Raw genomic sequence first — 21,800 nt, 5'->3', positions numbered from 1 at the left:
CCCCATGGGCTACCTTCCCGCCGTCCGAAGAATCCCGGGAAACCCGCATGCCGCGATACCTCCTCTACCAGCGCGACGACTGCCACCTCTGCGACCTGGCCCTGGAAGTGCTGGCGCAGGCGCGCCTGCCGGAGCCGGAAAGCGTGTTCATCGACGACGATGCGGCGTTGGAGGCGCGCTACGGCGTGCGCGTGCCGGTGCTGCGCGATGTCCGCAGCGGCGAAGAGCTGGACTGGCCGTTCGCGGCCGAGGCGGTGCGCCAGTGGCTGGCGCGCAGGGAGCCGGCATGAACGGGATCGGCGTGGGTGCCGGCTGGCCTCTGCTGGCGGCGCTGGGCGGCTGGGTCGCCGGGCCTGCCGCTGCCGCGGGCGACGTCGACCTGGCCAAGGCGACGTCGGCCAACGCCGGGCCCGCCTGGGTCGGGCGCACGGTGGGCGAAGTGCTGGACGCGGCCGCGATCGAGCGGGTGGTGCTGCTCAAGGCCTTGACCAGCACCACCGCCGACCGCGACCTGGCCAACATCCGCCGGATCCTGGCCGCGGCGGCGGGCGAGGCCTTCCTCGACGAACCGCCGCCGCCGACGCTGCTGCGCCTGGGTCATGCCGACAGCACCTGGGAGGCGGTGATCGTGGCCGCGGACGGCGCGGTCTTCGGCTTCACCGCCGGGGGCGAGCGCGCCTGCCTGCGCGCCTCCGACGGGCGGACGGGCTGCTTCGTCCTGCCACGCCCGTCGCTGTAGCCAGCCTTGCTTACAGCGGCTTCAGCACCACCCGGGTGCTGATGTTCACCGCGTCCGGAATGGTGTCGGTGTCGGCCCAGTCGCCGCCGCCGACGCCGAAGTCCAGGCGCTTGACCACCGCCTTGCCGGCCAGCACCGGCTGGGCGCCGTCGGTCCAGCTGAAGGTCAGGGTCACCGGCTTGCGCACGCCACGCAGCTCCAGGGTGCCGTCGGCCGCGTACTGGCCGTCGGCCAGCTTGCGGAAACCCTTGGCGCTGTAGCGCGCCTGGGCGTACTTGCCGATGTCGAAGAAGTCGGCGGTCTTCAGGGTCGAGTCGCGGTCGGCATTGCCGGTGACGGCGCTGGCCAGGCCGATGGTCACGTCCAGGGTGCCGGCTTCCGGCTTGGCCGGGTCGAAGCTGAGCCTGGTGTCGAAGCGGTCGAAGCGGCCGGTGAACAGCTCGCCGTCGTAGCGGCTGGCGAAGGCCAGGGTCGAGCCGGCGGCCTGGGCGTAGTCGGCGGCGGCCGCCGGCGCGGCGGTCGCGAGCAAAGCGGCCAGGGAGGCGGCGACGGCCGCGGGCGTGGTCAGCTTGATCGTCACGGGGAATCCTCACGGGGGGAAGGGGACAGCCAGCCGCGCGGCAGCATGCGTGCCAGGGTCGCGTCGCGCTGGACGAAGTGGTGGTAGAGCGCGGCGCCGGCGTGCGCCAGCACCAGCGCGATCAGCAGCCAGAACAGCCATTCGTGGGCGCCGTGGGCGGCGCCGGCGATCGCCTCGTCCGGCGCGGCGAGCTTGGGCACCTCGGCCAGGCCGAACCAGCGGAACGGGCGCAGGCCGCTGGCCGAGTCGTACAGCCAGCCCGACAGCGGCATGGCCAGGATCAGCAGGTAGATCGCGCCGTGGGTGAGCGCGGCGATCCGCTCCTGCCAGCGCGGCGTGCCCGGCACCGGCCGCGGCGCGCCGGCGTACAGGCGCCAGCCGATCCGCACCAGCACCAGCGCCAGCACGGTCAGCCCCAGCGACTTGTGCGCGGTGTAGACCCAGAAGTATTTCGGCGAGCGCGGCAGTTCGCCCATCACCAGGCCGACCGCGCCGATGGACAGGATCAGGGCCGCGATGGTCCAGTGCAGCAGCTGGCTGACGCCGCCCCAGCGGTCGGCGGGATTCTTCAGGCTCATGGCGGGGTGGACTCCTGGCGGTCGGGCTGGGATGCGGGCGTGGATGCGGGATCGGGGATGGCCGCCGCTTCTGGGTCGGCTTCGCCCGGATCCGGGAAATCGTCGTGGGTGCGCACCGCCTCGGCCTCGATCCGCAGCTCGACCTGGTCGCCGATCACCGACGGCCAGGCGTCGATGCCAAAGTCCCGGCGGCTGAGGCTGGCGGTGGCCGAGAACCCGGCGGTGCGCCGGAACGGCGGCAGCGGATGCCGGCGCAGGGCATTGAAGGTCACCTCCAGCGGCAGCTCGCGGGTGATGCCATGCAGGCTCAGCCGGCCATGGACGATGAAGCGGTCCTGGCCCAGCGGTTCGATCCGGCTGGAGACAAAGCGCGCCTGCGGCCAGCGCTCGCCGTCGAGCAGGTTGCGCGCCAGCGCGGCGCGGTTCCAGTCCGCGTCGCCCAGGTCCAGGCGCTGCAGGGGCACGCTCACGTCCAGGCGCGCACCGCTCCAGTCCTGCGGGTCGAACTCCAGGATCCCGGTGCTGCCCGATACCGTGCCCAGCGCCTGCGAATAGCCGGCATGCGAGATCGCGAACAGCACCCGGGTGTGGACCGGGTCGAGTTCGTAGCGCGCCGGTGCGGCGGCCAGCGGCGCCGACGCCAGCAGCGCGGCCAGCACGGCGGGCGCCATCCGCCGGCGCATGCGCGCGGGAGCGGGGGCGGAGCGGGCGGGCGCGGTCGGCATGGCCGGCATTCTAGGCACAGTGCCCGCGGGGCCGCGGCTTGCGCATGCAACGAAGCGTTGCGACGATTCCGGCGGGGAATATCGATAGCGGGGATCGCGATGCGGCGGTGGCTGTGCCTGGGGTTGGCCCTGCTGGTGGCCGGCATGGCCCGTGCGGCGGTGCCGGAGCTGCCGCGCTTCCGCCTGCTCGGGCCGGGCGAAGGCCTGCCGGCGACGACCGTGCCGGCGGTCGCGCGCGACCGCGACGGCTACCTGTGGGCCGCCACCTGGGACGGCCTGGCGCGCTACGACGGCACCGGCTTCCGGGTCTGGCGCCACGATCCGGCCGATCCGGCCTCGCTGGCCGGCAACGTGCTGCAGGCGCTGTACGTGGACCACCGCAACCGGGTCTGGGCCGCGGCCGAGGGCGGCGGCGTCAGCGTGATGGACGCCGGCCGGCGCGGTTTCCGCCACTTCCGCAAGGCCGACCACGCGCAGATGGAAAGCGACGAGGTTTTCGCCATCGCCGGTCGCGGCGAGGAGGTCTGGCTGGGCACCTATGGCGGCGGCCTGTACCGGGTCGACGCCCAGGACCGGGTCGAGCGCCTGCGCGCGCGCGATCCGGAAGTGGATGCGGTGCTGGACAAGGCGATCTTCGCCCTGTCCCTGGACGAGCATGGCGGGGTGCTGGTGGCCACCGTCCAGGGGCTGGTCCACTGCACCGGCGGCGGCGGCCGGGTCCAGCGCCTGCCGTTGCCGGGCGGGCATCCCTGGGCGGCGGTGGCGATGCTCTGGCGCGACGGCGATGCGACCTGGATCGGCAGTGCGCGCGGACTGTTCCGCCTGCGCGACGACGGCCGCTGGGACGCCCCGTCCTGGGGCGGCGGCTTCGCTGCCAACCAGATGGTCACCGCGATGAGCGTGGACGGCGAGGGCGGCTACTGGATCGCCACCCGCAGCGGCCTGTGGCATGCGCCCGAAAGCGGTGAGCCGGTGCAGGTACTGCACGAATCCAAGGCCCTGGGCGTCAGCAACGTGGTCCAGGCCCTGCTGCGCCAGGACGACGGCGGGCTCTGGGTCGGCCTGCCGACGCGCGGCCTGGGCTACCTGCGCCCGGACTGGCGGCGGACCGCGGTGCTGGGCGAGGCTCAGGGCCTGGCCGGCGGCCTGTACCGCGGCGTCGCCCCGGCCCGCCGCGGAGGCGTGTGGCTGGGCGGCAGTTCCGGCACGGTCGAACACCTGGACAGCGCCACCGGCGCGGTGACCGTGCACGAGGCGGCGAGCGCGGCGGTCGCCGGCAGCCGCGTGCGCGCGGTCCTGGAGGACAGCCGCGGCCAGCTGTGGCTGGCTCATCCCAGCGCCCTGCTGCGGGTCGATCCCGACGGCCGCGAGCACCGCTGGGCACGCAACGCCGGCGAGGACCGGATCCTGGACAACGGCACCCTCGACTGGCTGCTCGAGTCGCCCGACGGTTCGCTGTGGGTGGCGTTCGGCGGCGCCGGCCTGCAGCGCCGCGACCTGGCCAGCGGCAAGGTGCTGGAGACCCTGCTGCCGGGCGAAGTGCCCGGCCTGGCCTCGGCCGATTTCTCGACCCTGCGGATCGGTCCGGACGGCGCGCCCTGGCTGGCCGAGGGCGAATGGCTGCTGCGCTGGGATCCGGTCACCCGTGCCTTCGTGCCCTTGCCCGGCATGCGCGCGGCCGGCGCGCCGATCCAGTCGTTCGCGTTCGACGGTCCGCGGCGGCTGTGGCTGCAGTGGCTGGCGGGCATGGAGCTGTGGGAGGAGCGGGACGGGGCCTGGGTCCGGCGCGCGCACCTGGGCACGGCCGACGGCATCCCGGCGACCGAGGGCACCGGCCTGGTGGTCGATCCGCAGCACCGGGCCTGGCTGGCCACCCGCCGCGGCCTGTACCGGGTCGATCCGGGCGACGGCCAGGGGCCGCCGCGGGTGCGCGCCTTCGACGTGCGCGAAGGCCTGCCCAGCCAGGAATTCGTCGCCCGCGCGCTGGCGCTGGACGCCGGCGGCGTGCTGGTGGCCAGCACCGGCGACGGCGCGGTGTTGCTGCTCGATACCCGCCTGCCCGACCCGGTGCGGCCGGTGCCGCGGCTGGTGGTCGACGCGGTGCGCGTGCGCCGCGGCGAGCAGAGGGTGGAGCTGCCGGCCGAAGGCGCCTTCGAACTCGGGCCCGACGACCACGACCTGCAGGTGGTGACCCGTCTGCTGGCGTTCGACGACCCCGGTTCCAACCGCTACCGCAGCCGCCTGCTGGGGTTCGATCCGGACTGGACCTTCTCCCACGACGGCGAACGGGTGTTCTCCCAGCTGCCGCCGGGCGACTACCGGCTGCAGCTGCAGGCCGCCGCATCCGGCGAAGGTTGGAGCCAGGTGCGCGAGCTGGCGTTCCGGGTGCCGCCGCCGTGGTGGCGCAGCGGCTGGGGGCTGGCCGCGTTCGCCGCGCTCGGCCTGCTGCTGCTGGGCGCCGGCGCCTGGGCCTACCGCCGGCGCCTGCGCCGCCGCAGCCAGTGGCAGCTGGCCATGCACAAGCGCGAGCTGGCCGAGCAGGCCTCGCTGGCCAAGAGCCGCTTCCTGGCCACCCTCGGCCACGAGGTGCGCACGCCGATGACCGGCGTGCTGGGCATGAGCGAACTGCTGCTGGACACGACGCTGGACCCGCGCCAGCGCAGCTACATCGAATCCATCCGCCGTGCCGGCGAGCACCTGCTGCGGCTGGTCAACGACGCCCTGGACCTGGCCCGGATCGAGGCCGGCAAGCTGGAGCTGGACGACCAGCCGTTCGAGCTGCGCGCACTGGTGCGCGAGGTCGCCGCGCTGATGGCGCCGGTGGCCGAGCAGCGCGGCCTGGCCTTCCACGTGCGGGTGGCGGCCGACGCGCCCGACGGCCTGCGCGGCGATCCGGTGCGGATTCGCCAGATCCTGCTCAACCTGCTCGGCAACGCGGTCAAGTTCACCGACCGCGGCGAAGTGGCCCTGGACGCGGCCGCCGGCGCGGCGGGCGGGGGAGTGTTCATCGTCCGCGACACCGGCCCGGGCCTGAACGAGGAGCAGAAGCTGCGCCTGTTCCGCCGCTTCGAACAGGCCGACGGCGCGCGCACCACCGCCCGCTACGGCGGCAGCGGCCTGGGCCTGGCGATCTGCCAGGAGCTGGCGGTGGCGATGGGCGGCCACGTCGAGGTCGACAGCCTGCCCGGCCGCGGCACCGCGTTCCGGGTGGAGCTGCCGCTGGCGCCGGCCGCCGCGGTGGCCGCCGTCCCGCCGCGCGACGCGGCCCCGGGCGCGCGCCACCTGGACCTGCTGCTGGTCGAGGACGACCCGACCGTGGCCGAGGTCATCGCCAGCCTGCTGCGCGCCCAGGGCCATCGCGTCGCCCATGCCCCGCACGGCCTGGCCGCGCTCGGCGACGTGGCCGTGGCGCACTTCGACCTGGCCCTGCTCGACCTCGACCTGCCCGGCATGGACGGCCTGGCCCTGGCCCGGCAGCTGCGCCTGCAGGGCTTCGACCCGCCCCTGCTGGCGGTGACCGCGCGCGCCGATGCCGACGCCGAGCAGCAGGCGCGCGCGGCCGGTTTCGACGGCTTCCTGCGCAAGCCGGTCACCGGCGCGATGCTGGCCGCGGCGATCGCCTCGGTGCTGCCCGAACCGGTGACCGAATGAGCGTGCGCCGGGCGACGATGTGCCGCGTGCGCTGCCTCCTCGCGTGTTTGGCGGTTGCGGCCATGCCGGCCGCGGCAGCGGAAGCGACGCCGGAGGTAGGAGCCGTGCCTCCGGTGATCGATGCCGGCACGGATGTGGAACCGGCGCCGTTCCTCGGCGGCGTGCTGAGCCAGTCGCGGATCCTGTATCCGCTGCAGGTGGGACCGTGGACCGCGGTGTCCGAGGAGCGCTACCGGCAACAGGAGGCGGGCGTCTCGGTGCGCTACGCCGACCGCCGCCGGCAGCGCTGGCTCGACCTGTTCTTCTACCCACTGCCGGTGCGCGGCGAGCAGGCGCTGGCGGCGTTGGCCATCAGCGAACGCGAAGGCATCGCGGCCAGCGCACGCCAGAGGGGCGAGAATCTGGACCTGGGCGCGCTGGCGCCGCTGTCCCTGTCCATCGATGGCGGCACGCTGCCGGCCTGGGAGCTGGGCATGCGTTATCGCGGCGGCAACCGCAGCTCGGCGATGCTGCTGTTCGCGCGCGACCTGTACGTGGTCAAGGCGCGGGCCAGCGCCATGCCCGGCGAGCTGCGCAAGACCGCCGAGGACGTGGACAGCCTGCTGGGCGCGTTGCGCGTGTTCATGCAGGAGGTAGCGGCGCGGATGCGGATCGCCAGCACCGGCGGCTGCTGGCTGCCGGCGCGTCCGGTGCCGGCGTTGCCGCCGCCGGATGCGGACGAGGTGCTGGCCAGCCGTACCGCGGCGGGAGGCGCCGTGCTGGCGGTGGCCCTGCGCGACCGGGTGCTGGTCGACGAGACGGAGTCGGCGCGTGCGGCGGCGCTGGCCGCCGAGCTCAGCGCCGCGCTGTATCCGGGCTGCGTGGCGCCGGAAGCGATCGAGCCGGAGGTACCCGAATCCCTGCGCGAACTGCGGATCGAATACCGGGCACCCGATGCCCTCGACCAACCTTTGCGGGGCCCGCCGGTGGGCCGGCCACGGGTGCCCATGTCGGGAACGGGCTGAGCGGAAACCGGACGGGAGCCGGCGACGCGACGCCGCCTCAGGGCAGGCGGACGACTTCGGTCACGCCCAGGAACGGGTCGTAGTAGAACCAGTCGCTGGCGTGGTCGGCGATCCAGTCGATCTTCGCCCGGGCGGTGCCATCGACCACGCACAGCACGCCCTCGCCGTAGTCGTCACCGGTGGTGGACGCGGGCTTGCCGGCCGGCGCTTCGCCGAGCAGGTCGTCCAGGGAAGGCGGGCGCTCGCCCCAGCTCAGGCAGCGCGCCTGCGCCGCGGTGGCGGCCGGCCACTGCATCCGCTCCCAGAAGCGGGTGCGGCCGCTGGCCGACAGTTCGTGCGCGGCCACGGTCTCGCCGTCGCCCTCGCGCACGACCTGCCAGGCCTCGCCCTGCGCCCGTACCGTCCAGACCGCTTCGCCGGGCGCGGCGGTCATGTCATGGCCGTAGCGTCCGGCGAAGCCGTCGGCGGCGAGGGCGGCCGCGGGCGCCAGCGCCAGCAGGGCGGCGGCGAACATGGCGCGGGCAGGGGTGCGGTCCATCGCGGATTCCTTCGGATCGGGGCGTTGCGCGTGGGCGGAAGCCGGCGTCAGCGCGCGCTGTGCCGGTGCACCGCCTCGACCAGCGCGGCGACGTGCTCGGGGTTCATGTCCGGCGACATGCCGTGGCCGAGGTTGAACACGTGGCCCTCGCGCGAGCCGCCGTTGCCGGCGGCGTAGTCGTCCAGCACCCGCGCGGCCTCGGCGGCGATCTTCTCCGGGCCGGCGTACAGGGTGGCCGGGTCGAGGTTGCCCTGCAAAGCGACCTTGCCGCCGGTGCGGCGCGCGGCCTCGCCCAGGCCGACCAGCCAGTCCACCCCGACCGCGTCGGTGCCGCTGGCGGCCAGCTCTTCCAGGTACGGCGCATTGCCCTTGCCGAACAGGATCAAGGGTGCGCGCGCATCGCCTTGGCCACGGTCCAGTTCGCGGGCGATGCGCTGCAGATAGGGCAGCGAGAACTCGCGGTACAGCGCCGGCGACAGCACCCCGCCCCAGGTGTCGAACACCTGCAGCGCCTGCGCGCCGGCGGCGCGCTGCGCGGCCAGGTAGGCGATCACCGCGTCGGTGACCGTGCCGAGCATGCGGTGCAGCAGCTCGGGACGGTCGAAGGCCATTGCCTTGATCCGGCCGTAGTTGTCGCTGCCGCCGCCCTCGACCATGTAGCAGGCCAGGGTCCAGGGGCTGCCGGAGAAACCGATCAGCGGCACTTGGCCGCCCAGCTCGCGGCGGATCGTGCGCACCGCATCCATCACGTAGCGCAGCTCGGTCTCCATGTCCGGCACCGCCAGCCGGGCCACGTCGGCCTCGTCGCGCACCGGGCGCTCGAACTTCGGGCCCTCGCCCTCGGCGAAGTACAGGCCCAGGCCCATCGCGTCGGGCACGGTGAGGATGTCGGAGAACAGGATTGCCGCGTCCAGCGGAAACCGGCGCAGGGGCTGCAGGGTGACCTCGCAGGCCAGCTCGGGGTTCTTGGCCATCGCCAGGAAGCTGCCGGCGGCGGCGCGGCTGGCGCGGTACTCGGGCAGGTAGCGGCCGGCCTGGCGCATCAGCCAGACGGGGGTGCGGTCCACGGGCTGCCGGCGCAGGGCGCGCAGCAGGCGGTCGTTGGCGAGGGTCTCGGACACGGGAAGCCTGTAACGGGAGGAAGAAGGAGCGCGCGGCGGTCAGGCCGGCTTCGGCGCCTCGGCGCCGCTGACGAACATCACCTGGAAGCCACGCTTGAGCTGGCCGTCGCGGGCCTTCTCGAAAGCGGCGACGGCCTCGGCCTGGAGCAGGTACTGCTCGCGCCGCAGCTGCGACTTGCCGCCGACCTGGCCGCTCTCGCGCAGCAGCTCCCAGCCGCCGAACAGGTCCGGCTGCAGGGTCAGCTGCAGGTAGCGGATGGGCTCGCCGGCGGCCGGCGGCTGCTGCAGGAAGATGCGCATGGGGCGCGATTGTACCGGGCTGTCGTAGCGGCCGGCCGCGGCGCTCAGCCGCGGAAGCTGCGCCGGTAGGCCGAGGGCGACAGCCCGAGCGCGGCCTGGAAGCGCTGGCGCAGCGACACCGCGGTCCCGAACCCGGCGCGGGCGGCGATCTGCTCCAGCGGCGCGTCGCCTTCCTCCAGCAGCCTTTGCGCGCGCACCAGGCGCTGGTGCGCCAGCCATTGCGCCGGGCTGGAACCCGTGGCGTCGCGAAAGCGGCGGGTGAAGGTGCGCCGGCTCATCAGCGCGCGCGCGGCCAGCGCGTCCAGGTCCAGGGGCCGGTCCAGCCGCGCCAGCGCCCAGGCCAGGACCTCGCCCAGGCGCGCATCGCCGGCATCGGCCGGCAGCGGCTGCTCCACGTACTGGGCCTGGCCGCCGCGGCGGTGCGGCGCCACCACCAGGCTGCGGGCGATGCGGTTGGCCACCGCCGCGCCGTGTCCTTGCCGGACCACGTGCAGGCAGCAGTCGATCCCGGCGGCGGTCCCGGCCGAGGTCAGCACGTCGCCGTCGTCCACGTAGAGCACGTCTTGGCGCAAGGCCACGTCCGGGTAGCGCCGGGCGAAGGCTTCCATCGCCGCCCAGTGGGTGGTGGCCGGGCGGCCGTCGAGCAGGCCGGCCTCGGCCAGGACGAAGCTGCCCAGGCACAGGCCCACGATCCGCGCGCCGCGGCCGTGGGCCCGGCGCAGGGCCGCGCACAGGTCCGCGGGCACCGGGTCTTCCTCGTGCCAGGACGGCACGACCACGATGCCGGCCGTTTCCAGCGCCTCCAGGCCGCGGTCGACGTGCAGGCCGAAGCCGGCATCGCTGCGCAGCGGACCGGGCACGGGGGCGCAGACCGCCACCTCGAACAGGCGCTCCCGGCGCGCCGCCGGCCCGTCGAACACCGCGCAGGGCACCGACAGGTGGAACGGGCTGATGCCGTCGAAGGCGACCACGGCGATGCGTTCGAGGTTCATGGCCCGATTCTAGCGGTTGTTGTCCTTCGGGCCACTCGTGGCGGCGGCCGTGGCCGCCAACAATCCCTGCACCTTCCACGGAGAACTGCCATGCCCCGCCGCGCCCTGCTGGTGATCGACGTCCAGAACGAGTATTTCGACGGCAAGCTGCCGATCGAGCATCCGCCGGTGGCGGAGTCGCTGCCGCGCATCCTCCAGGCGATGGACGCCGCCCAGGCCGCCGGGGTGCCGGTGGTCGTGGTCCGGCACCTGGGCCCGGAAGGCGCGCCGGTGTTCGCCGCCGGCAGCCACGGCGCCGCCCTGCATCCGCAGGTCGCCGCGCGCCCGCACGCGCTTTCGCTGGAAAAGCGCCAGGCCAGCGCCTTCGCCGGCACCGGCCTGCGCGCCTGGCTGGCGGAGCAGGGCATCGACACCCTGGCCATCGCCGGCTACATGAGCCACAACTGCGATGTCTCCACGGCGCTGGACGCGCGCCAGGCCGGGCTGAAGGTGGAGTTCCTGGCCGACGCCGCCGGCTCGCTGCCCTACGCCAACGCCGCCGGCCAGGCCAGCGCCGAGGAGATCCACCGGGTCATCGGCGTGGTCCTGCACAGCAACTTCGCCGCGGTGACCGGTGCCGCAGGGTGGATCGACGCGCTCGAGGGCGACACCGCGCTGGAGCCGGACAACGTCCTCCTCTCCAGCCTGCGCGCGCGGCAGGCGCGGGGCGAATCGAAGGCATGAACGCTCCTTGAGCGTAGCCGATGGCCTCCTGGCAGGCCCTGAGTGGCGCGCCCCAACACAACCGGTCCGCTACGTCTCCTGCGCACGGTGGGTTCGGGACTCCTATGGCCGTCGTCCCGGCGAACGCCGGGACCCAGCGCCTTTGCCTTGTTCCACCCTGTAGGAGCCGGTCTTGCCGGCGACCGTGGAGGCGGACGCACCCATGGCAGCCGGTTTCACGCAGACGCATCCACCATGGCGGTCGCCGGCAAGACCGGCTCCTACAAGGGAAGCAAAGACACGGGGTCCCGGCGTTCGCCGGGACGACGGTGGTGAGGAAGGTGCAGCAGAAGCTGGAAGAGCGGAAGCACCCGAAGCGGTGAACTCCAGGTTCGCAGAGGCCGCCGTGCCTTGGGTCTGCGGGGCAAGTGGCACAGGGATGTGCCACGGCCGCGAGTTGCGGGCAGGATGCCCGCCCGAGCGGTGCACCGCAGACCCAAGGCACGGCGGCCCCGGCCGAAGCCAGCGCTTTTCACTCCGACCCGAAGCCGGCGCGCTTATCCCGCCTTTGCAGCCACGGTGGCCCTGCCCCAAGCCCAGTGCAGGCCTCAGCCCGCCAGCACCTCGAGCACCCGGGCCTCGTCCACGTCCGGGACCACCTCGGCCTTGCCGATGCCGCGCCACAGGACCAGGCGCAGGCGCCCGGCCAGGTTCTTTTTGTCCAGGCGCATGCGTTCCAGCAAGGCCTGCGGCGCCAGTCCCGCGGGCACGTCCACCGGCAGCCCGTAGGCCAGCAGCAACGCGCGCAGGCGTTCGGTGTCGGCCTCCGGCGCCATCCCCAGCATCGCCGACAGCCGCGCTGCCAGGACCATGCCCACCGCCACCGCCTCGCCGTGCACCAGCGCGTCGCGGCCGGCGCCCGAATAGCCCTGCTCGGCCTCGATCGCGTGGCCGAAGGTATGGCCCAGGTTGAGCAGGGCGCGCTCGCCCTTCTCCAGCGGATCGCGCTCCACGATCCCGGCCTTGTGCTCGCAGCTGCGGGCGATCGCCTCGGTCAGGGCGCGGTCGTCGCCGGCCAGCAGGGCCTCGCGCTCGGCTTCCAGCCACTGGAAGAACAGCGGGTCGCGGATCGCCCCGTACTTGATCACCTCGGCCAGGCCCGCGCGCAGCTCGCGCGCCGGCAGGGTGCGCAGGGCCGCGGTGTCGGCTATCACCGCGCGCGGCGGATGGAACGCGCCGACCAGGTTCTTGCCCTGCGGGATGTCGACCGCGGTCTTGCCGCCGACCGAGGAGTCGACCATCGACAGCAGGGTGGTCGGCAGCTGCACGCAATCGACGCCGCGCATCCAGCAGGCCGCGGCGAAGCCGGCCAGGTCGCCGACCACGCCGCCGCCGAGCGCGTACACGGTGGCGTCGCGGGTCGCGCCCAGCGCCGCCAGCGACTCGATCACCTCACCGAAGCTGGCCAGGGTCTTGTGCGCCTCGCCGGCCGGCATGACGTGGGTGGCGATCTTCAGCTCCGGGCGCGCCGCGCGCAGGGCCGCCTCCACCCGCGCCGCGTACAGCGGGGCGACGTGGCTGTCGCTGAGCAGCAGGACGTGGCGGCCGCGGGCGTGGGCGGCCAGGGCCGCGCCGTCCTCCAGCAGGTCCGGGCCGATGTCGATCCGGTAAGGCGTCGCGCCGCCGACCGCGACCGTGCGCAGGGCGCTCATGCCGCCGCTCCCGTCAGCTGCCAGCGCTCGGCCAGCTGGGTGCCCAGGCGGACCGCGGCCTCGGCCGCGGTGCAGCCGTCGGTATCCATCGACAGGTCGGCGACCTCGCAATAGAGCGGCTCGCGGAACGCGGCCATCTCGCGCAGCACCTGCTCGCGGTCCTCGCGCTGCAGCAGCGGCCGGGTGCGGTCGCGGCCGAGCCGGCGCAGCTGCGACTCGAGCCCGGCGCGCAGGTAGACCACGAAGCCGCGCTCGCGCATCAGCCGGCGGTTGCCGGCGTCCAGCACCGCGCCGCCGCCGGTGGCCAGCAGCTGGCCCTCGCCGGCCAGCAGCTCTGCCAGGGCGCCACGCTCGCGCTCGCGGAAGCCGGCCTCGCCGACGTGCTCGAAGATCGAGGCGATGGTCGCGCCGCTGCGCTGTTCGATGAAGTGGTCGGCGTCGACGAAGGCCAGGCCGAAGCGTTCGGCCACGCGGCGTCCGATCGAGGTCTTGCCGGCGCCCATCGGGCCGACCAGCACGAGGTTGGGGGCGGGATTCATGGCCCGAATGCTAGCACCGGCGCTTTCGTCACCGCTGCAACGAAGCGCCTTGCGCGTGCCTCCGCGGGCGGCCGTGCCGCGGCGTTAACGCGTGCCGGTTCAGGCTGGCGCTCCCGGCGCGCGCCGCCATCCCCAGCAGGAGCATTCCCATGTCGATCGCCAAAGTCATCGAGGTCAGCTCGTCCTCCAAGACCAGCGTCGAGGACGCGGTCCGGTCCGGGCTGAAGAAGGTCGCCGAGACGGTCAAGGGGATCCAGGGCGCCTGGATCAGCGAGACCAAGGTGGAGACCGACGAGCAGGGCAACATCCAGGAGTGGCGGGTCAACCTGCGGGTGACCTTCGTCGTCCAGTAGCGCTTCCGGCGGAGCCTCAGTCCGGCTCGCCGGACAGCTGCTGCAGTTCCAGCGAGATCATCAGGTGCAGTTCGTCCAGGGTGCGCTCGGGACGGCGGCTGCAGTGGTGCAGGTGGATGTCCATCAGGGTGGCGACCAGGTCGCACATCACCTCCGGGTCGCGGCTCCAGGCCATCACCACCGCCTCGTGGGTCAGGCGGTGCCAGGTGTCGGCATCCGCCGGGCGCGGCCCATGCCCTGTCGCCTCGTCCGTGGCGGGCGACGCATGCCCGGGGATCGGCATTGCAAGCATCGTGTCCATGGGCTCGATGCTCGCGCGTGCGCGTGCCCGGCTCCATCGGAATCGTCTGAAAAGCGCCGTTCCTTGACGCGGCGCGCATCGCTTCCGTGGCGGCATGCGCTCAGGGCAGCAGGCCGTGGCGGTGGGCGTAGGCGTAGACCTCCAGGTCGCTGTGCAGGCCGAGCTTGGCCATGGCGTCCATCTTCTGCCGGCTGATGGTCTTGACGCTGCGGCTCAGGCGCCGCGCGATCTCCGACACGGTCAGGCCGGAGGCGAACAGGCGCAGCACCTCGGTCTCGCGCCGCGACAGCGCCTCGCCGGGGCGCAGGCCGCCGGCTTCGGTGGCCGCGCTGTGCAGCAGCTGGCGGATGCCGGTGCCCAGGTAGGAACGCCGGTGCGAGACCGCGGACACCGCCAGGGTCAGTTCGGTCAGCGCGTCGGACTTGTTGAGCAGGCCGAGCACGCCGGTGGCCAGGATCGAGCGCAGCACGTCGGCGTTGGCGGCCACGGTCAGCACCAGCAAGGGCAGCTCCGGCCAGCGCAGGTGCAGGCGGCCGAGCATGCTCAGGCCGTCGGCGGCATCGCCGCCGGGCATGCTGAAGTCGGTGAGCACCAGATCGGCCGGTTCGCGCGCCAGCGCGGCGAACAGCTCGTCGGCGCTGGCGGCTTCGGCCACGACCCGGGCGCGGCCGCTGTATTCCAGCAAGGAGCGCACGCCGCTGCGCACGACCGGATGGTCGTCGGCGAGGATGATCCGCAGTGGCGTGTCCTGGGGCATCAGGGTTCCTTCCCGTGGGTCCGGCCGGCGCGGGGCCGCGCCAGCGTCTGTGCGATCGCGTCCAGCTGCCGCGCCAGGGCGTGGCGGCGCTCGCGGTTGCCGGCGGTGGGCGGGACGTCGTCGCCCTCCCAGCCCAGCACCCGCAGGGCGCCGTCGATCCGGTGCAGCAGTTCGCGCTGGCGGGCGTGGTCGCCGGCGTCCAGGGCACGGTCCAGCAGGTCCAGGTCCCGGCGGCCGGCGGAGAGCAGTTGCCGCAGGGCCCGGCGGGCACGCCGCGCCGAGCCGAAGGCTGTCGCCAGGGCGTCCAGGCGCGCGCTGGAGGCGCTGTCGCCGCCGGCCGCGACGCCGTCCACCGTCATGTCGTGCCGCGGGCCGGCATCGTCGTTGCCGGCCGGGCCGAGGTGGCGCGCCAGCTCGCGCTGCAGGTCGGCCAGGCGCACCGGCTTGCCGAGGAAGCCGTCCATCCCGGATTCGCCGCACTGGCGCACGGGATCGGCGCTGGCGCTCGCCGACAGCGCGACGATCGGCAGGTGCGCATACCCGCCGCGCTCTCCGGCGCGGATCCGGCGGGCCAGGGCGTAGCCGTCGAGCAGGGGCATGTGGCAGTCGGTGAGCAGCAGGTCGTAGTGCCCGTGCGCCAGGGCCTGCAGGGCCTGCTCGCCGTTTTCCACCAGGGCGTGGCGGTAGCCGAGCCGGTGCAGCTGGCGGGAGATCACCGCGCGGTTGATCGGGTGGTCCTCGGCGACCAGGATGCGGCCGGCAGGCGTCCCGACGTGGCTGGCGGTCGCCGGTGGCCGCCGCACTCCGGGGCGCTGCCGCCGGGCGCGCATGCGCCGGGCCAGGATCGCGGCCAGGATCGCCAGCGCCACGCCGGCGAGCAGCCAGTCCACGTCCACCGGCATGGCCGGAATGGCCGCGACCGCCAGCGCGTGCCCGCCTTCCGGCCAGCCCGGCGCGGCGACCGCGCACGGGGATGCGCGCAGGGGCCGCGGCGGCGGATGGGGCGGGTGAACTTGCATGACGGCGGCTCCGGATCATGTCGGACAGGTCACGGCTGTCATGAGACTTCCGTTGCAAAAAGCGCGCCAAGCCCGGCCGGGGCGGGAACCCGGCCGGGCTTGGCGCGCGGAATGACGTCCGGGCACGAAGGCCCGGACGGGCCGCAGCCGTGCATTGCCGGGGGAACGGGGTGGCACGGCGTGGAACGGCCAGGGAGGTGGGTGGACACATGCCTGGCGCGGCCGGAGCGGACAGGCCGGTCGTGCATCTGCAGGCAATGCGTATCCCCCATGGCCGGCACTCTGGGCGGCGGGCGGCGGAGGCGCCAATCAGACCCGTCTGAAAAAATCCGGCGCGCGGCTGACCGGTTTAGCCCCGGCGGTCGCGTGCGATCGGCGCGTGCACCCTGCGCCCGGCATCGAGAGGGACGGTGGCATCGGCCAGGCCCGGCAGGGTGCGCAGGGCCTGGCGGCTGACCCGCTCGTAGTGCTGGACGAAGCGCTCCAGCTGGCCGCGGTCCATGCCGCGGCGGCCGGGTTCGGCGGCCCGTAGCGCCTGTTCCTGCTGCCAGCGCCAGTCGACCACCACCTCGAAGCCCGGCGGCTGCAGGAACCAGAGCACGTCCACCCGCGACCACAAGAGCGGGTAGTCGTGGTCGAGCGCGGCGTTGCACCAGCGCCGCCAGGTACCGTCCGGATCCTCTTCGCGCTCGAGCCGGTTGAGCGGCGCATGCAGCGCTTCGGCCGGTTCGGCCGGAACGCACAGGCACCAGCCTTCCAGCACCAGCAGGTCCAAGGGCCGCGCCGGCCGCGGCCAGTGTTCGCGCGGCAGGCGATCGTCGCCGAGCTTGTCGAAGCGCGGCAAGGGCGGCAGGCCTCCGGCGCGCAGCGCGTCGAGGGTGTCGATCGCCAGCGCCACGTCGTGGGTACCCGGCGGTCCGCGCGTGGCCAGCAAGGGATGCACCTGGCCGGCCAGCGCCCGGCGCTGCGCGGCGGTGAGATAGAAGTCGTCCAGCGACACGCAGGCCGCCGCCAGTCCCGCGGCCTGCGCGGCGGCCACCAACTGCGCGGCCAGGGTGCTCTTGCCGCTGCCTTGCAGGCCGGAGACGCCGAGCACGCGCAGCCCGGCGCCGGCGCGCGCACCGCTCGCGTCCAGGGCCCGGGCGACGAGGGCATCGGGGAAGCCGGTGGGCGGTGGCGCGGGCATCGGTCCACAATACGTCCTCGCCCCTGCCCGTGGAGCCCGCGACATGACCGACCCGCTGTACGCCGAAGCGCTGGACACCTTCGGCCGCCTGCTGCAGGAGGCCACCGCCAGCGGCGTGGTCGATCCGAATGCGATGACCGTGGCCACCGCCGACGCCGGCGGGCGGCCTTCGGCGCGCACGGTCCTGCTGAAGGAGTTCGACCCGCGCGGGTTCGTGTTCTACACCCACCTGGACAGCCCCAAGGGCCGCGACCTGCGCGCGAACCCGCACGCGGCCCTGCTGTTCCTGTGGCGCGGCCTGCGCGAGGCGGGGGTGCAGGCGCGGATCGCCGGCGGCGTGGCCCAGGTGGCCGATGCCGAGGCCGACGCCTATTTCGCCAGCCGGCCGCGGATGAGCCAGATCGGGGCCTGGGCCTCGAGGCAGTCGGCCACCCTGGATTCGCGCGAGGCGTTCGAGCGGGCGATCGCCGAGGCCGAGGCGCGGTTCGCCGGCGGCGAGGTGCCGCGGCCGGCGGGCTGGAGCGGGTTCCGGGTGGTGCCGGACTCGTTCGAGTTCTGGTACGGCGCCGGCTTCCGCCTGCACGAGCGCTGGTGCTACGAGCGCGGCGACGGCGGGCGCTGGTCGAAGCGGATGCTGTATCCGTGAGCGCGCGGGCTGTCTGAGGCATGGGACCGCGCCGGATCGTCTGCCTGACCGAGGAACCGACCGAGACCCTGTACGCACTCGGCGAGCAGGACCGGATCGTCGGCATCAGCGGGTTCACGGTGCGTCCGCCGCAGGCGCGGCGGGACAAGCCGAAGGTCAGCGCGTTCACCAGCGCCAAGACCCAGGCGATCCTGGCGCTGGCGCCGGACCTGGCGATCGGCTTCTCCGACATCCAGGCCGAGATCGCCGCCGAGCTGGTGCGGCGCGGGGTGGAGGTGTGGATCGCCAACCACCGCAGCGTGGAGGGGATCCTGGACTACGTGCGCAGGCTCGGGGCGCTGGTCGGCGCCGGCGCGCGCGCGCAGGCCTACGCCGATGCTTTGCGGCGTGGCCTGGACGCGGCCCAGGCGCGGGCGGCGCGACTGCCGGCGCGGCCGAAGGTGTACTTCGAGGAATGGGACGAGCCGCTCATCACCGGCATCCAGTGGGTGGCCGAGCTGGTGCGGATCGCCGGCGGCGAGGACGTTTTCCCGGAACTGTCGGGCGAACCTTTGGCGCGGGCGCGGATCCTGGCCGACGGCGCGGCGGTGGTGGCGCGGGCGCCGGACATCGTCCTCGGTTCGTGGTGCGGCAAGAAGTTCCGTCCGGAGCAGGTGGCAGCGCGTCCGGGCTGGGACGCGATCCCGGCGGTGCGCGACGGCGAGCTGCACGAGATCAAGTCGCCGCTGATCCTGCAGCCGGGCCCGGCGGCGCTGACCGATGGCGTGGCGGCGATCGAGCGCATCATCCAGGCCTGGTCGCAGCGCCGCACGCTCCTGTAGGAGCCGGTTAGCGCTAGGCGCGCTCCAGCGCCGCGGCGCTGCCGGCCAGCGCCGGGCCGAGCCAGCAGTGCGAGCCGATTGCGGCGAAGCCCTCCGCTTCCAGCCGGCGTCGGTACCACGCCGCCTTGCGCGGCTGGAAGCCGACCGTGTCGCCCTCGAATTCGTCCTCGGCGGCGAAGGTCTCCAGGAAGGCCACGCCGCCGCACAGTTCGGCCAGGCCGGGCAGCCCCCGGGACAGTTCGCGGCTGGGCAGGTAGTGCAGCACGTCGGCGCAGACCAGCAGGTCCACCGGCGCGCAGGGGCGCAGCCAGGCGAAATCGCCGAAGCGGGCGAGGTGCAGGTCGCGCCGGGCGCCGTGGCGGGCGATGGCGTATTCGCTGCTGTCGAAGCCGAGGTAGCGCGCCCTGGGCCGCAGCTTCAGCAAGGGCGCGCGCCAGGCGCCTTCGCCGCAGCCGATGTCGAGCACGCTGCGGACAGGCCGCTCCAGGTAGTACTCGGCGGTGGCCACCGCCAGCGCGACCTTGCGCGCGAGCCGGCGCGGATCCTGGATGTTCTGGCCGCGGTACCAGTGCTCGAAGTAGGCGTGGTCGTAGGTCTTGGTCATCGGGTCGATATCGCCGAGAATCCGCACATCCTAGCCGCAGGCCGCCGCGCATGTACGCCACGTATCTCTGGGTGAAGTCGTTCCACCTGCTGTTCGTCGTCGCCTGGATGTCGAGCGTGTTCTACCTGCCGCGGATCCTGGTCAACCTGGCCGAGGCCGGCGAGGAACCGGCGGTGCGGGCGCGGCTGGCGCTGATGGGGCGGCGGCTGTACCGGTTCGGCCACACCATGTTCGGGTTGGCGGCGTTGCTGGGCGTGGTGCTGTGGCTGGGCTACCGGGTGGTCGACGGGTTCCCGACCATGGTCGGTTCGCCGGCCGGTTGGCTGCACGCCAAGCTCGCCCTGGTGGCGTTGCTGCTGGCGCACTTCATAGTCGCCGGCCGCTGGGTGAAGGGCCTGGACAAGGGCCGCGGCCTGCCTTCGTCGAAGGCGCTGCGGATCTTCAACGAACTGCCGGTGCTGGCCCTGCTGGCGATCGTCTGGCTGGTGCTGGCCAAGCCGTTCTGAGGGCCCGACCGTCGTCCCGGCGAACGCCGGGACCCAGCGCCTTTGCCTTGCTCCACATCTGTAGGAGCCGGGAGACCGGACATTCGTCCGTGGAGAAGCGCCGGCGACCGTGGAGGCGGACGGATCACTGGCACCCGGTTTCACGCAGACGCATCCACCATGGCGGTCGCCGGCAAGACCGGCTCCTACAAGGGAAGCAAAGACACTGGGTCCCGGCGTTCGCCGGGACGACGGGAGTGGGGAAGGCGCACAGAAGCCTGAAGAGCAGAAGCACCAGAAGCGGTGAACTCCAAGTCCGCAGAGGCCGTCGTGCCTTGGGTCTGCGGGGCAAGTGGCACAGGGACGTGCCACGGCCGCGAGTTGCGGGCAGGAGGCCCGCCCGAGCGGTGCACCGCAGGCCCCAGGCACGGCGGCCCAGTCCGAAGCCAGCGCTTTTGCTTCCAACCAACAGAAGCACGCCAGCCCCACCCGAAGCCAGCGCTCCTACTCCAGACACCGGCTCCCGCCTGAGGGTGCGACGATGCTCCCTCAACGCTCCTGCTGGAACTCCACCGGCTGCGGCAGTTCCACCGGCACGCCATTGGTGTCGCAGGTACCGGCCGCGCACAGCCGCGCGCGCAACCGGGGCGTGGCCTGGACGATGAAGTGGTAGATCGTGTTCTGCTCGACCGTGCCGCGCACCGCCTCGCTGCCGGGGCCGCGGGCCCAGATGCCCACGTCCTCGCCGCCGTGCGATTCGGACTTCAGCGGCACCAGGGCTTCCTGCAGGTAATCTGGCGCCTCGGTATCCACGTCGATCAGGTCGGGGCGGCCTTCGGCAGCCTCGGCGCTGCTCGGTGCGTGCAGGTGGCGCTTGGGGCCGGCCGGCTGGCGGTTGCTGGCGCCGGTGTGGCCCGGGCCGTTGGCGTAGCTGAGGGTGGTGTAGGGCAGGCCGGTCAGGTCGCGGGCGTAGTCGGGGCTGCCGCCATCCTCGCCGGCACCGCGGACCTTGCCCAGGATGGGGTTGCCGCGCACCGGGTAGCCGACGAAGTTGAGCGTGTGCGAATGGTCGGCGGTGACCAGGATCAGGGTGTCGTCGGCCGAAGTCATCTCCGCCGCGGTGCGCACCGCCTCGGACAGGGCGATGGTCTCGTCCAGGGCGCGGAAGGCGTTGCCCTCGTGGTTGGCATGGTCGATCCGCCCGCCCTCGACCATCAGCACGAAGCCGTCGGGATCGCGCGACAGGCGCCGGATCGCCTCGGCGGTGAGCTCGGCCAGCGAGGGCTCGGCGGCGTGGTCGCGGTCGTGGTCGTATTGCATGTGGTCGGGCTCGAACAGGCCGAACACCGCCGGCGCATCCTTGGCCGCCTGCAGCTGCTCGCGATTCCAGACGTAGGCGCCGCCGGGATGGGCGGCCTTCCATTCGGCCACCAGGTCATGGCCGTCCAGGCGCTGGCCGACCTTGTCGTCGTATTCCGGGTCGCGCGCTTCCACCGGGGTGAACTCGCCGCGGCCGCCGCCCAGCAGCACCTGCGGGCCGCGGCCGTAGGGCGTGGCCACCATCTGCCGGGCGATGTCGGTGCAGCCGGCAGCCACTGCCTCGGGCGGCAGGTCGGTGTCGTTCTCCCAGTTGCGGTCGGGCGAGTGCGCCCAGGTGGCGGCCGGAGTGGCGTGGGTCAGGCGCGCGGTGCTGACGATGCCGGTGGCCAGGCCGGCGCTGTCGGCCAGCTGCAGCCAGGTCAGGCGCGCCTTGCCGAGGCTGTCGGCGCAGTCGTGGCGGTCGCCGGCCGAGACCCCGATCGCGCCCATGTGGCTCTTCACCCCGGTGGTGATGGCGGTCATGGTGCCGGCCGAGTCGGGAGTCTGCGAATCGGTGTTGTAGGTCTTGCTGAAGGCGGTGGCGGGGAAGCGCTCCCAGCTCAGCAGATTCTCCTCGCCCGGGCCGCCGCGGCGCTGGCCGTCGAGGATGCGCGCGGAGGCCACGGTGGTCAGGCTCATGCCGTCGCCGAGGAACAGGATCACGTTCTTCGCCTTGCCGGCCATCGCGCCGTTGCCGGCGGCCCGGGCCGCACCCTGGCGGTACCACCACTGCGGGGTCTCGCCGCCAGGATGGGCCACGGCCGGGACCGGGACGGCGATCGCAGCGGGTGCGGCCGCAGGTGCGGTGGCGGAAGTGGCGCAGCCGCCGAGCAGGGCGGTGCAGAAGGCGCCGAGGGACAGGACGAGCGGAGTGCGGTTCGGCAGGACGCGGGAACGGGACATCGTGGATCCGGCAGGAGCGCGTGCCGGGCAGCTGCGGGCGCGGAGGCGCCGCGGGCCTGCCTGCGGCCGGCGCGGTGGAGGAAGGCCGGTATTATGCCGTCGCGGCAATGTCGTGCCGATGACACGGGCGCGTTCCAGCGGCGTCGTCGCCAGCGCCGGCGCGCCGGAGTATGGTGCCGGCTCCA

General features: G+C 73.6%; 24 protein-coding genes. 9 read left to right on the top strand and 15 right to left on the bottom strand.

All coding sequences use genetic code 11. The features are described from left to right. Positions 1-47 precede the first annotated feature (47 nt). Together CSC62_RS10135 and CSC62_RS10130 are read left to right on the top strand one after the other, a co-directional pair. The gene (locus tag CSC62_RS10135; RefSeq protein WP_162406068.1) at positions 48-290 is read left to right on the top strand and encodes a glutaredoxin family protein; all 243 of its coding nucleotides are present in this window, start codon (positions 48-50) and stop codon (positions 288-290) included. Beyond that, on the top strand, positions 287-739 hold the full coding sequence (locus CSC62_RS10130; RefSeq protein WP_162406067.1) for a hypothetical protein: 453 nt from the start codon (positions 287-289) through the stop codon (positions 737-739). The genes CSC62_RS10135 and CSC62_RS10130 overlap by 4 nt, the downstream gene beginning before the upstream one ends. Positions 740-749: 10 nt before the next feature. Here the strand turns inward: CSC62_RS10130 and CSC62_RS10125 are convergent, their stop codons facing one another. Genes CSC62_RS10125 through CSC62_RS10115 form a run of 3 tightly spaced genes read right to left on the bottom strand, consistent with a single transcriptional unit; the run spans position 750 to position 2,568 of the window. Continuing rightward, complete coding sequence (locus CSC62_RS10125) at positions 750-1,319, bottom strand: YceI family protein (protein ID WP_162406066.1); 570 nt, start codon at positions 1,317-1,319, stop codon at positions 750-752. Then, complete coding sequence (locus CSC62_RS10120) at positions 1,316-1,897, bottom strand: cytochrome b (protein WP_162406065.1); 582 nt, start codon at positions 1,895-1,897, stop codon at positions 1,316-1,318. The genes CSC62_RS10125 and CSC62_RS10120 overlap by 4 nt, the downstream gene beginning before the upstream one ends. Next, positions 1,894-2,568 (bottom strand): YceI family protein, encoded by a 675-nt coding sequence (locus CSC62_RS10115; protein ID WP_425502013.1) that lies wholly within the window; start codon positions 2,566-2,568, stop codon positions 1,894-1,896. Before CSC62_RS10115 ends, CSC62_RS10120 begins: the two co-directional genes overlap by 4 nt. A 153-nt stretch (positions 2,569-2,721) precedes the next feature. On the opposite strand from CSC62_RS10115, the gene CSC62_RS10110 reads away from it, so the two are divergent. Both CSC62_RS10110 and CSC62_RS10105 read left to right on the top strand, forming a co-directional pair. Then, a complete protein-coding gene (locus tag CSC62_RS10110; protein WP_162406064.1) occupies positions 2,722-6,273 on the top strand; it encodes a hybrid sensor histidine kinase/response regulator in 3,552 nt (1,183 codons plus the stop codon). A gap of 104 nt (positions 6,274-6,377) precedes the next feature. Continuing rightward, positions 6,378-7,277 carry a hypothetical protein gene (locus CSC62_RS10105; protein WP_162406063.1) on the top strand — a complete coding sequence of 300 codons (900 nt, stop codon included), beginning with the start codon at positions 6,378-6,380 and terminating at the stop codon, positions 7,275-7,277. 37 nt (positions 7,278-7,314) lie between these two features. Here the strand turns inward: CSC62_RS10105 and CSC62_RS10100 are convergent, their stop codons facing one another. From CSC62_RS10100 to CSC62_RS10085, 4 genes are read right to left on the bottom strand one after another with little or no spacing between them, the layout of a single operon-like run. Continuing rightward, complete coding sequence (locus CSC62_RS10100; RefSeq protein ID WP_162406062.1) at positions 7,315-7,815, bottom strand: hypothetical protein; 501 nt, start codon at positions 7,813-7,815, stop codon at positions 7,315-7,317. Positions 7,816-7,862: 47 nt separating this feature from the next. Next, complete coding sequence (hemE, locus tag CSC62_RS10095; RefSeq protein WP_162406061.1) at positions 7,863-8,936, bottom strand: uroporphyrinogen decarboxylase; 1,074 nt, start codon at positions 8,934-8,936, stop codon at positions 7,863-7,865. Positions 8,937-8,975: 39 nt separating this feature from the next. Then, on the bottom strand, positions 8,976-9,236 hold the full coding sequence (locus CSC62_RS10090) for a WGR domain-containing protein (RefSeq protein ID WP_162406060.1): 261 nt from the start codon (positions 9,234-9,236) through the stop codon (positions 8,976-8,978). A gap of 44 nt (positions 9,237-9,280) precedes the next feature. Next, the gene (locus CSC62_RS10085) at positions 9,281-10,228 is read right to left on the bottom strand and encodes a GlxA family transcriptional regulator (protein WP_162406059.1); all 948 of its coding nucleotides are present in this window, start codon (positions 10,226-10,228) and stop codon (positions 9,281-9,283) included. Positions 10,229-10,318: 90 nt separating this feature from the next. Between CSC62_RS10085 and CSC62_RS10080 the strand changes: the two genes are divergently transcribed. Further along, positions 10,319-10,951 carry a cysteine hydrolase family protein gene (locus CSC62_RS10080; protein ID WP_162406058.1) on the top strand — a complete coding sequence of 211 codons (633 nt, stop codon included), beginning with the start codon at positions 10,319-10,321 and terminating at the stop codon, positions 10,949-10,951. A gap of 587 nt (positions 10,952-11,538) precedes the next feature. Here CSC62_RS10080 and aroB read toward each other — a convergent pair. Next, on the bottom strand, positions 11,539-12,642 hold the full coding sequence (aroB, locus tag CSC62_RS10075; RefSeq protein WP_162406057.1) for a 3-dehydroquinate synthase: 1,104 nt from the start codon (positions 12,640-12,642) through the stop codon (positions 11,539-11,541). Beyond that, the gene (locus CSC62_RS10070; protein ID WP_162406056.1) at positions 12,639-13,181 is read right to left on the bottom strand and encodes a shikimate kinase; all 543 of its coding nucleotides are present in this window, start codon (positions 13,179-13,181) and stop codon (positions 12,639-12,641) included. The genes aroB and CSC62_RS10070 overlap by 4 nt, the downstream gene beginning before the upstream one ends. A gap of 149 nt (positions 13,182-13,330) precedes the next feature. Between CSC62_RS10070 and CSC62_RS10065 the strand changes: the two genes are divergently transcribed. Continuing rightward, positions 13,331-13,534, top strand: a complete 204-nt coding sequence (locus CSC62_RS10065; RefSeq protein WP_162406055.1) for a dodecin family protein — start codon at positions 13,331-13,333, stop codon at positions 13,532-13,534. Positions 13,535-13,550: 16 nt separating this feature from the next. Here CSC62_RS10065 and CSC62_RS10060 read toward each other — a convergent pair whose 3' ends face one another. From CSC62_RS10060 to CSC62_RS10045, 4 genes are all read right to left on the bottom strand, one after another. Beyond that, positions 13,551-13,835: a hypothetical protein gene (locus CSC62_RS10060; RefSeq protein ID WP_162406054.1), complete on the bottom strand. Its 285-nt coding sequence runs from the start codon at positions 13,833-13,835 to the stop codon at positions 13,551-13,553. Between the two features lie 100 nt (positions 13,836-13,935). Beyond that, on the bottom strand, positions 13,936-14,592 hold the full coding sequence (locus CSC62_RS10055; protein WP_162406053.1) for a response regulator: 657 nt from the start codon (positions 14,590-14,592) through the stop codon (positions 13,936-13,938). Further along, positions 14,592-15,611, bottom strand: coding sequence for a response regulator (locus tag CSC62_RS10050; protein ID WP_162406052.1), 1,020 nt, complete (start codon positions 15,609-15,611; stop codon positions 14,592-14,594). The genes CSC62_RS10055 and CSC62_RS10050 overlap by 1 nt, the downstream gene beginning before the upstream one ends. A gap of 349 nt (positions 15,612-15,960) precedes the next feature. Next, positions 15,961-16,797, bottom strand: a complete 837-nt coding sequence (locus CSC62_RS10045; RefSeq protein WP_162406051.1) for a kinase — start codon at positions 16,795-16,797, stop codon at positions 15,961-15,963. Between the two features lie 43 nt (positions 16,798-16,840). Between CSC62_RS10045 and pdxH the strand changes: the two genes are divergently transcribed. Together pdxH and CSC62_RS10035 are read left to right on the top strand one after the other, a co-directional pair. After that, positions 16,841-17,443: a pyridoxamine 5'-phosphate oxidase gene (gene pdxH, locus CSC62_RS10040; RefSeq protein ID WP_162406050.1), complete on the top strand. Its 603-nt coding sequence runs from the start codon at positions 16,841-16,843 to the stop codon at positions 17,441-17,443. Between the two features lie 20 nt (positions 17,444-17,463). Then, a complete protein-coding gene (locus CSC62_RS10035) occupies positions 17,464-18,264 on the top strand; it encodes a cobalamin-binding protein (RefSeq protein WP_162406049.1) in 801 nt (266 codons plus the stop codon). 13 nt (positions 18,265-18,277) lie between these two features. On the opposite strand, the gene CSC62_RS10030 is transcribed toward CSC62_RS10035, so the two are convergent. Then, the gene (locus CSC62_RS10030) at positions 18,278-18,868 is read right to left on the bottom strand and encodes a class I SAM-dependent DNA methyltransferase (RefSeq protein ID WP_162406048.1); all 591 of its coding nucleotides are present in this window, start codon (positions 18,866-18,868) and stop codon (positions 18,278-18,280) included. Between the two features lie 50 nt (positions 18,869-18,918). Between CSC62_RS10030 and CSC62_RS10025 the strand changes: the two genes are divergently transcribed. Continuing rightward, positions 18,919-19,374: a CopD family protein gene (locus CSC62_RS10025; protein WP_162406047.1), complete on the top strand. Its 456-nt coding sequence runs from the start codon at positions 18,919-18,921 to the stop codon at positions 19,372-19,374. A gap of 528 nt (positions 19,375-19,902) precedes the next feature. Here the strand turns inward: CSC62_RS10025 and CSC62_RS10020 are convergent. Beyond that, a complete protein-coding gene (locus CSC62_RS10020) occupies positions 19,903-21,615 on the bottom strand; it encodes an alkaline phosphatase family protein (protein ID WP_162406046.1) in 1,713 nt (570 codons plus the stop codon). Positions 21,616-21,800 lie beyond the last annotated feature (185 nt).

The sequence above is a fragment of the Pseudoxanthomonas jiangsuensis genome, assembly GCF_010093185.1.
Lineage (GTDB): Bacteria > Pseudomonadota > Gammaproteobacteria > Xanthomonadales > Xanthomonadaceae > Pseudoxanthomonas > Pseudoxanthomonas jiangsuensis.
This window is presented reverse-complemented; position numbering and strand designations above follow the sequence as displayed.

Excerpts from the sequence above, each read along its gene's own strand:
- aroB (WP_162406057.1), bottom strand. The coding sequence starts at position 12,642 with ATGAGCGCCCTGCGCACGGTCGCGGTCGGCGGCGCGACGCCTTACCGG.
- CSC62_RS10065 (WP_162406055.1), top strand. The coding sequence starts at position 13,331 with ATGTCGATCGCCAAAGTCATCGAGGTCAGCTCGTCCTCCAAGACCAGC.
- CSC62_RS10110 (WP_162406064.1), top strand. The coding sequence starts at position 2,722 with ATGCGGCGGTGGCTGTGCCTGGGGTTGGCCCTGCTGGTGGCCGGCATG.
- CSC62_RS10085 (WP_162406059.1), bottom strand. The coding sequence starts at position 10,228 with ATGAACCTCGAACGCATCGCCGTGGTCGCCTTCGACGGCATCAGCCCG.
- CSC62_RS10130 (WP_162406067.1), top strand. The coding sequence starts at position 287 with ATGAACGGGATCGGCGTGGGTGCCGGCTGGCCTCTGCTGGCGGCGCTG.
- CSC62_RS10090 (WP_162406060.1), bottom strand. The coding sequence starts at position 9,236 with ATGCGCATCTTCCTGCAGCAGCCGCCGGCCGCCGGCGAGCCCATCCGC.
- pdxH (WP_162406050.1), top strand. The coding sequence starts at position 16,841 with ATGACCGACCCGCTGTACGCCGAAGCGCTGGACACCTTCGGCCGCCTG.
- CSC62_RS10045 (WP_162406051.1), bottom strand. The coding sequence starts at position 16,797 with ATGCCCGCGCCACCGCCCACCGGCTTCCCCGATGCCCTCGTCGCCCGG.
- CSC62_RS10120 (WP_162406065.1), bottom strand. The coding sequence starts at position 1,897 with ATGAGCCTGAAGAATCCCGCCGACCGCTGGGGCGGCGTCAGCCAGCTG.
- CSC62_RS10115 (WP_425502013.1), bottom strand. The coding sequence starts at position 2,568 with ATGGCGCCCGCCGTGCTGGCCGCGCTGCTGGCGTCGGCGCCGCTGGCC.
- CSC62_RS10100 (WP_162406062.1), bottom strand. The coding sequence starts at position 7,815 with ATGGACCGCACCCCTGCCCGCGCCATGTTCGCCGCCGCCCTGCTGGCG.
- CSC62_RS10060 (WP_162406054.1), bottom strand. The coding sequence starts at position 13,835 with ATGGACACGATGCTTGCAATGCCGATCCCCGGGCATGCGTCGCCCGCC.
- CSC62_RS10080 (WP_162406058.1), top strand. The coding sequence starts at position 10,319 with ATGCCCCGCCGCGCCCTGCTGGTGATCGACGTCCAGAACGAGTATTTC.
- CSC62_RS10030 (WP_162406048.1), bottom strand. The coding sequence starts at position 18,868 with ATGACCAAGACCTACGACCACGCCTACTTCGAGCACTGGTACCGCGGC.
- CSC62_RS10055 (WP_162406053.1), bottom strand. The coding sequence starts at position 14,592 with ATGCCCCAGGACACGCCACTGCGGATCATCCTCGCCGACGACCATCCG.
- CSC62_RS10035 (WP_162406049.1), top strand. The coding sequence starts at position 17,464 with ATGGGACCGCGCCGGATCGTCTGCCTGACCGAGGAACCGACCGAGACC.
- CSC62_RS10070 (WP_162406056.1), bottom strand. The coding sequence starts at position 13,181 with ATGAATCCCGCCCCCAACCTCGTGCTGGTCGGCCCGATGGGCGCCGGC.
- CSC62_RS10025 (WP_162406047.1), top strand. The coding sequence starts at position 18,919 with ATGTACGCCACGTATCTCTGGGTGAAGTCGTTCCACCTGCTGTTCGTC.
- CSC62_RS10020 (WP_162406046.1), bottom strand. The coding sequence starts at position 21,615 with ATGTCCCGTTCCCGCGTCCTGCCGAACCGCACTCCGCTCGTCCTGTCC.
- CSC62_RS10135 (WP_162406068.1), top strand. The coding sequence starts at position 48 with ATGCCGCGATACCTCCTCTACCAGCGCGACGACTGCCACCTCTGCGAC.
- CSC62_RS10050 (WP_162406052.1), bottom strand. The coding sequence starts at position 15,611 with ATGCAAGTTCACCCGCCCCATCCGCCGCCGCGGCCCCTGCGCGCATCC.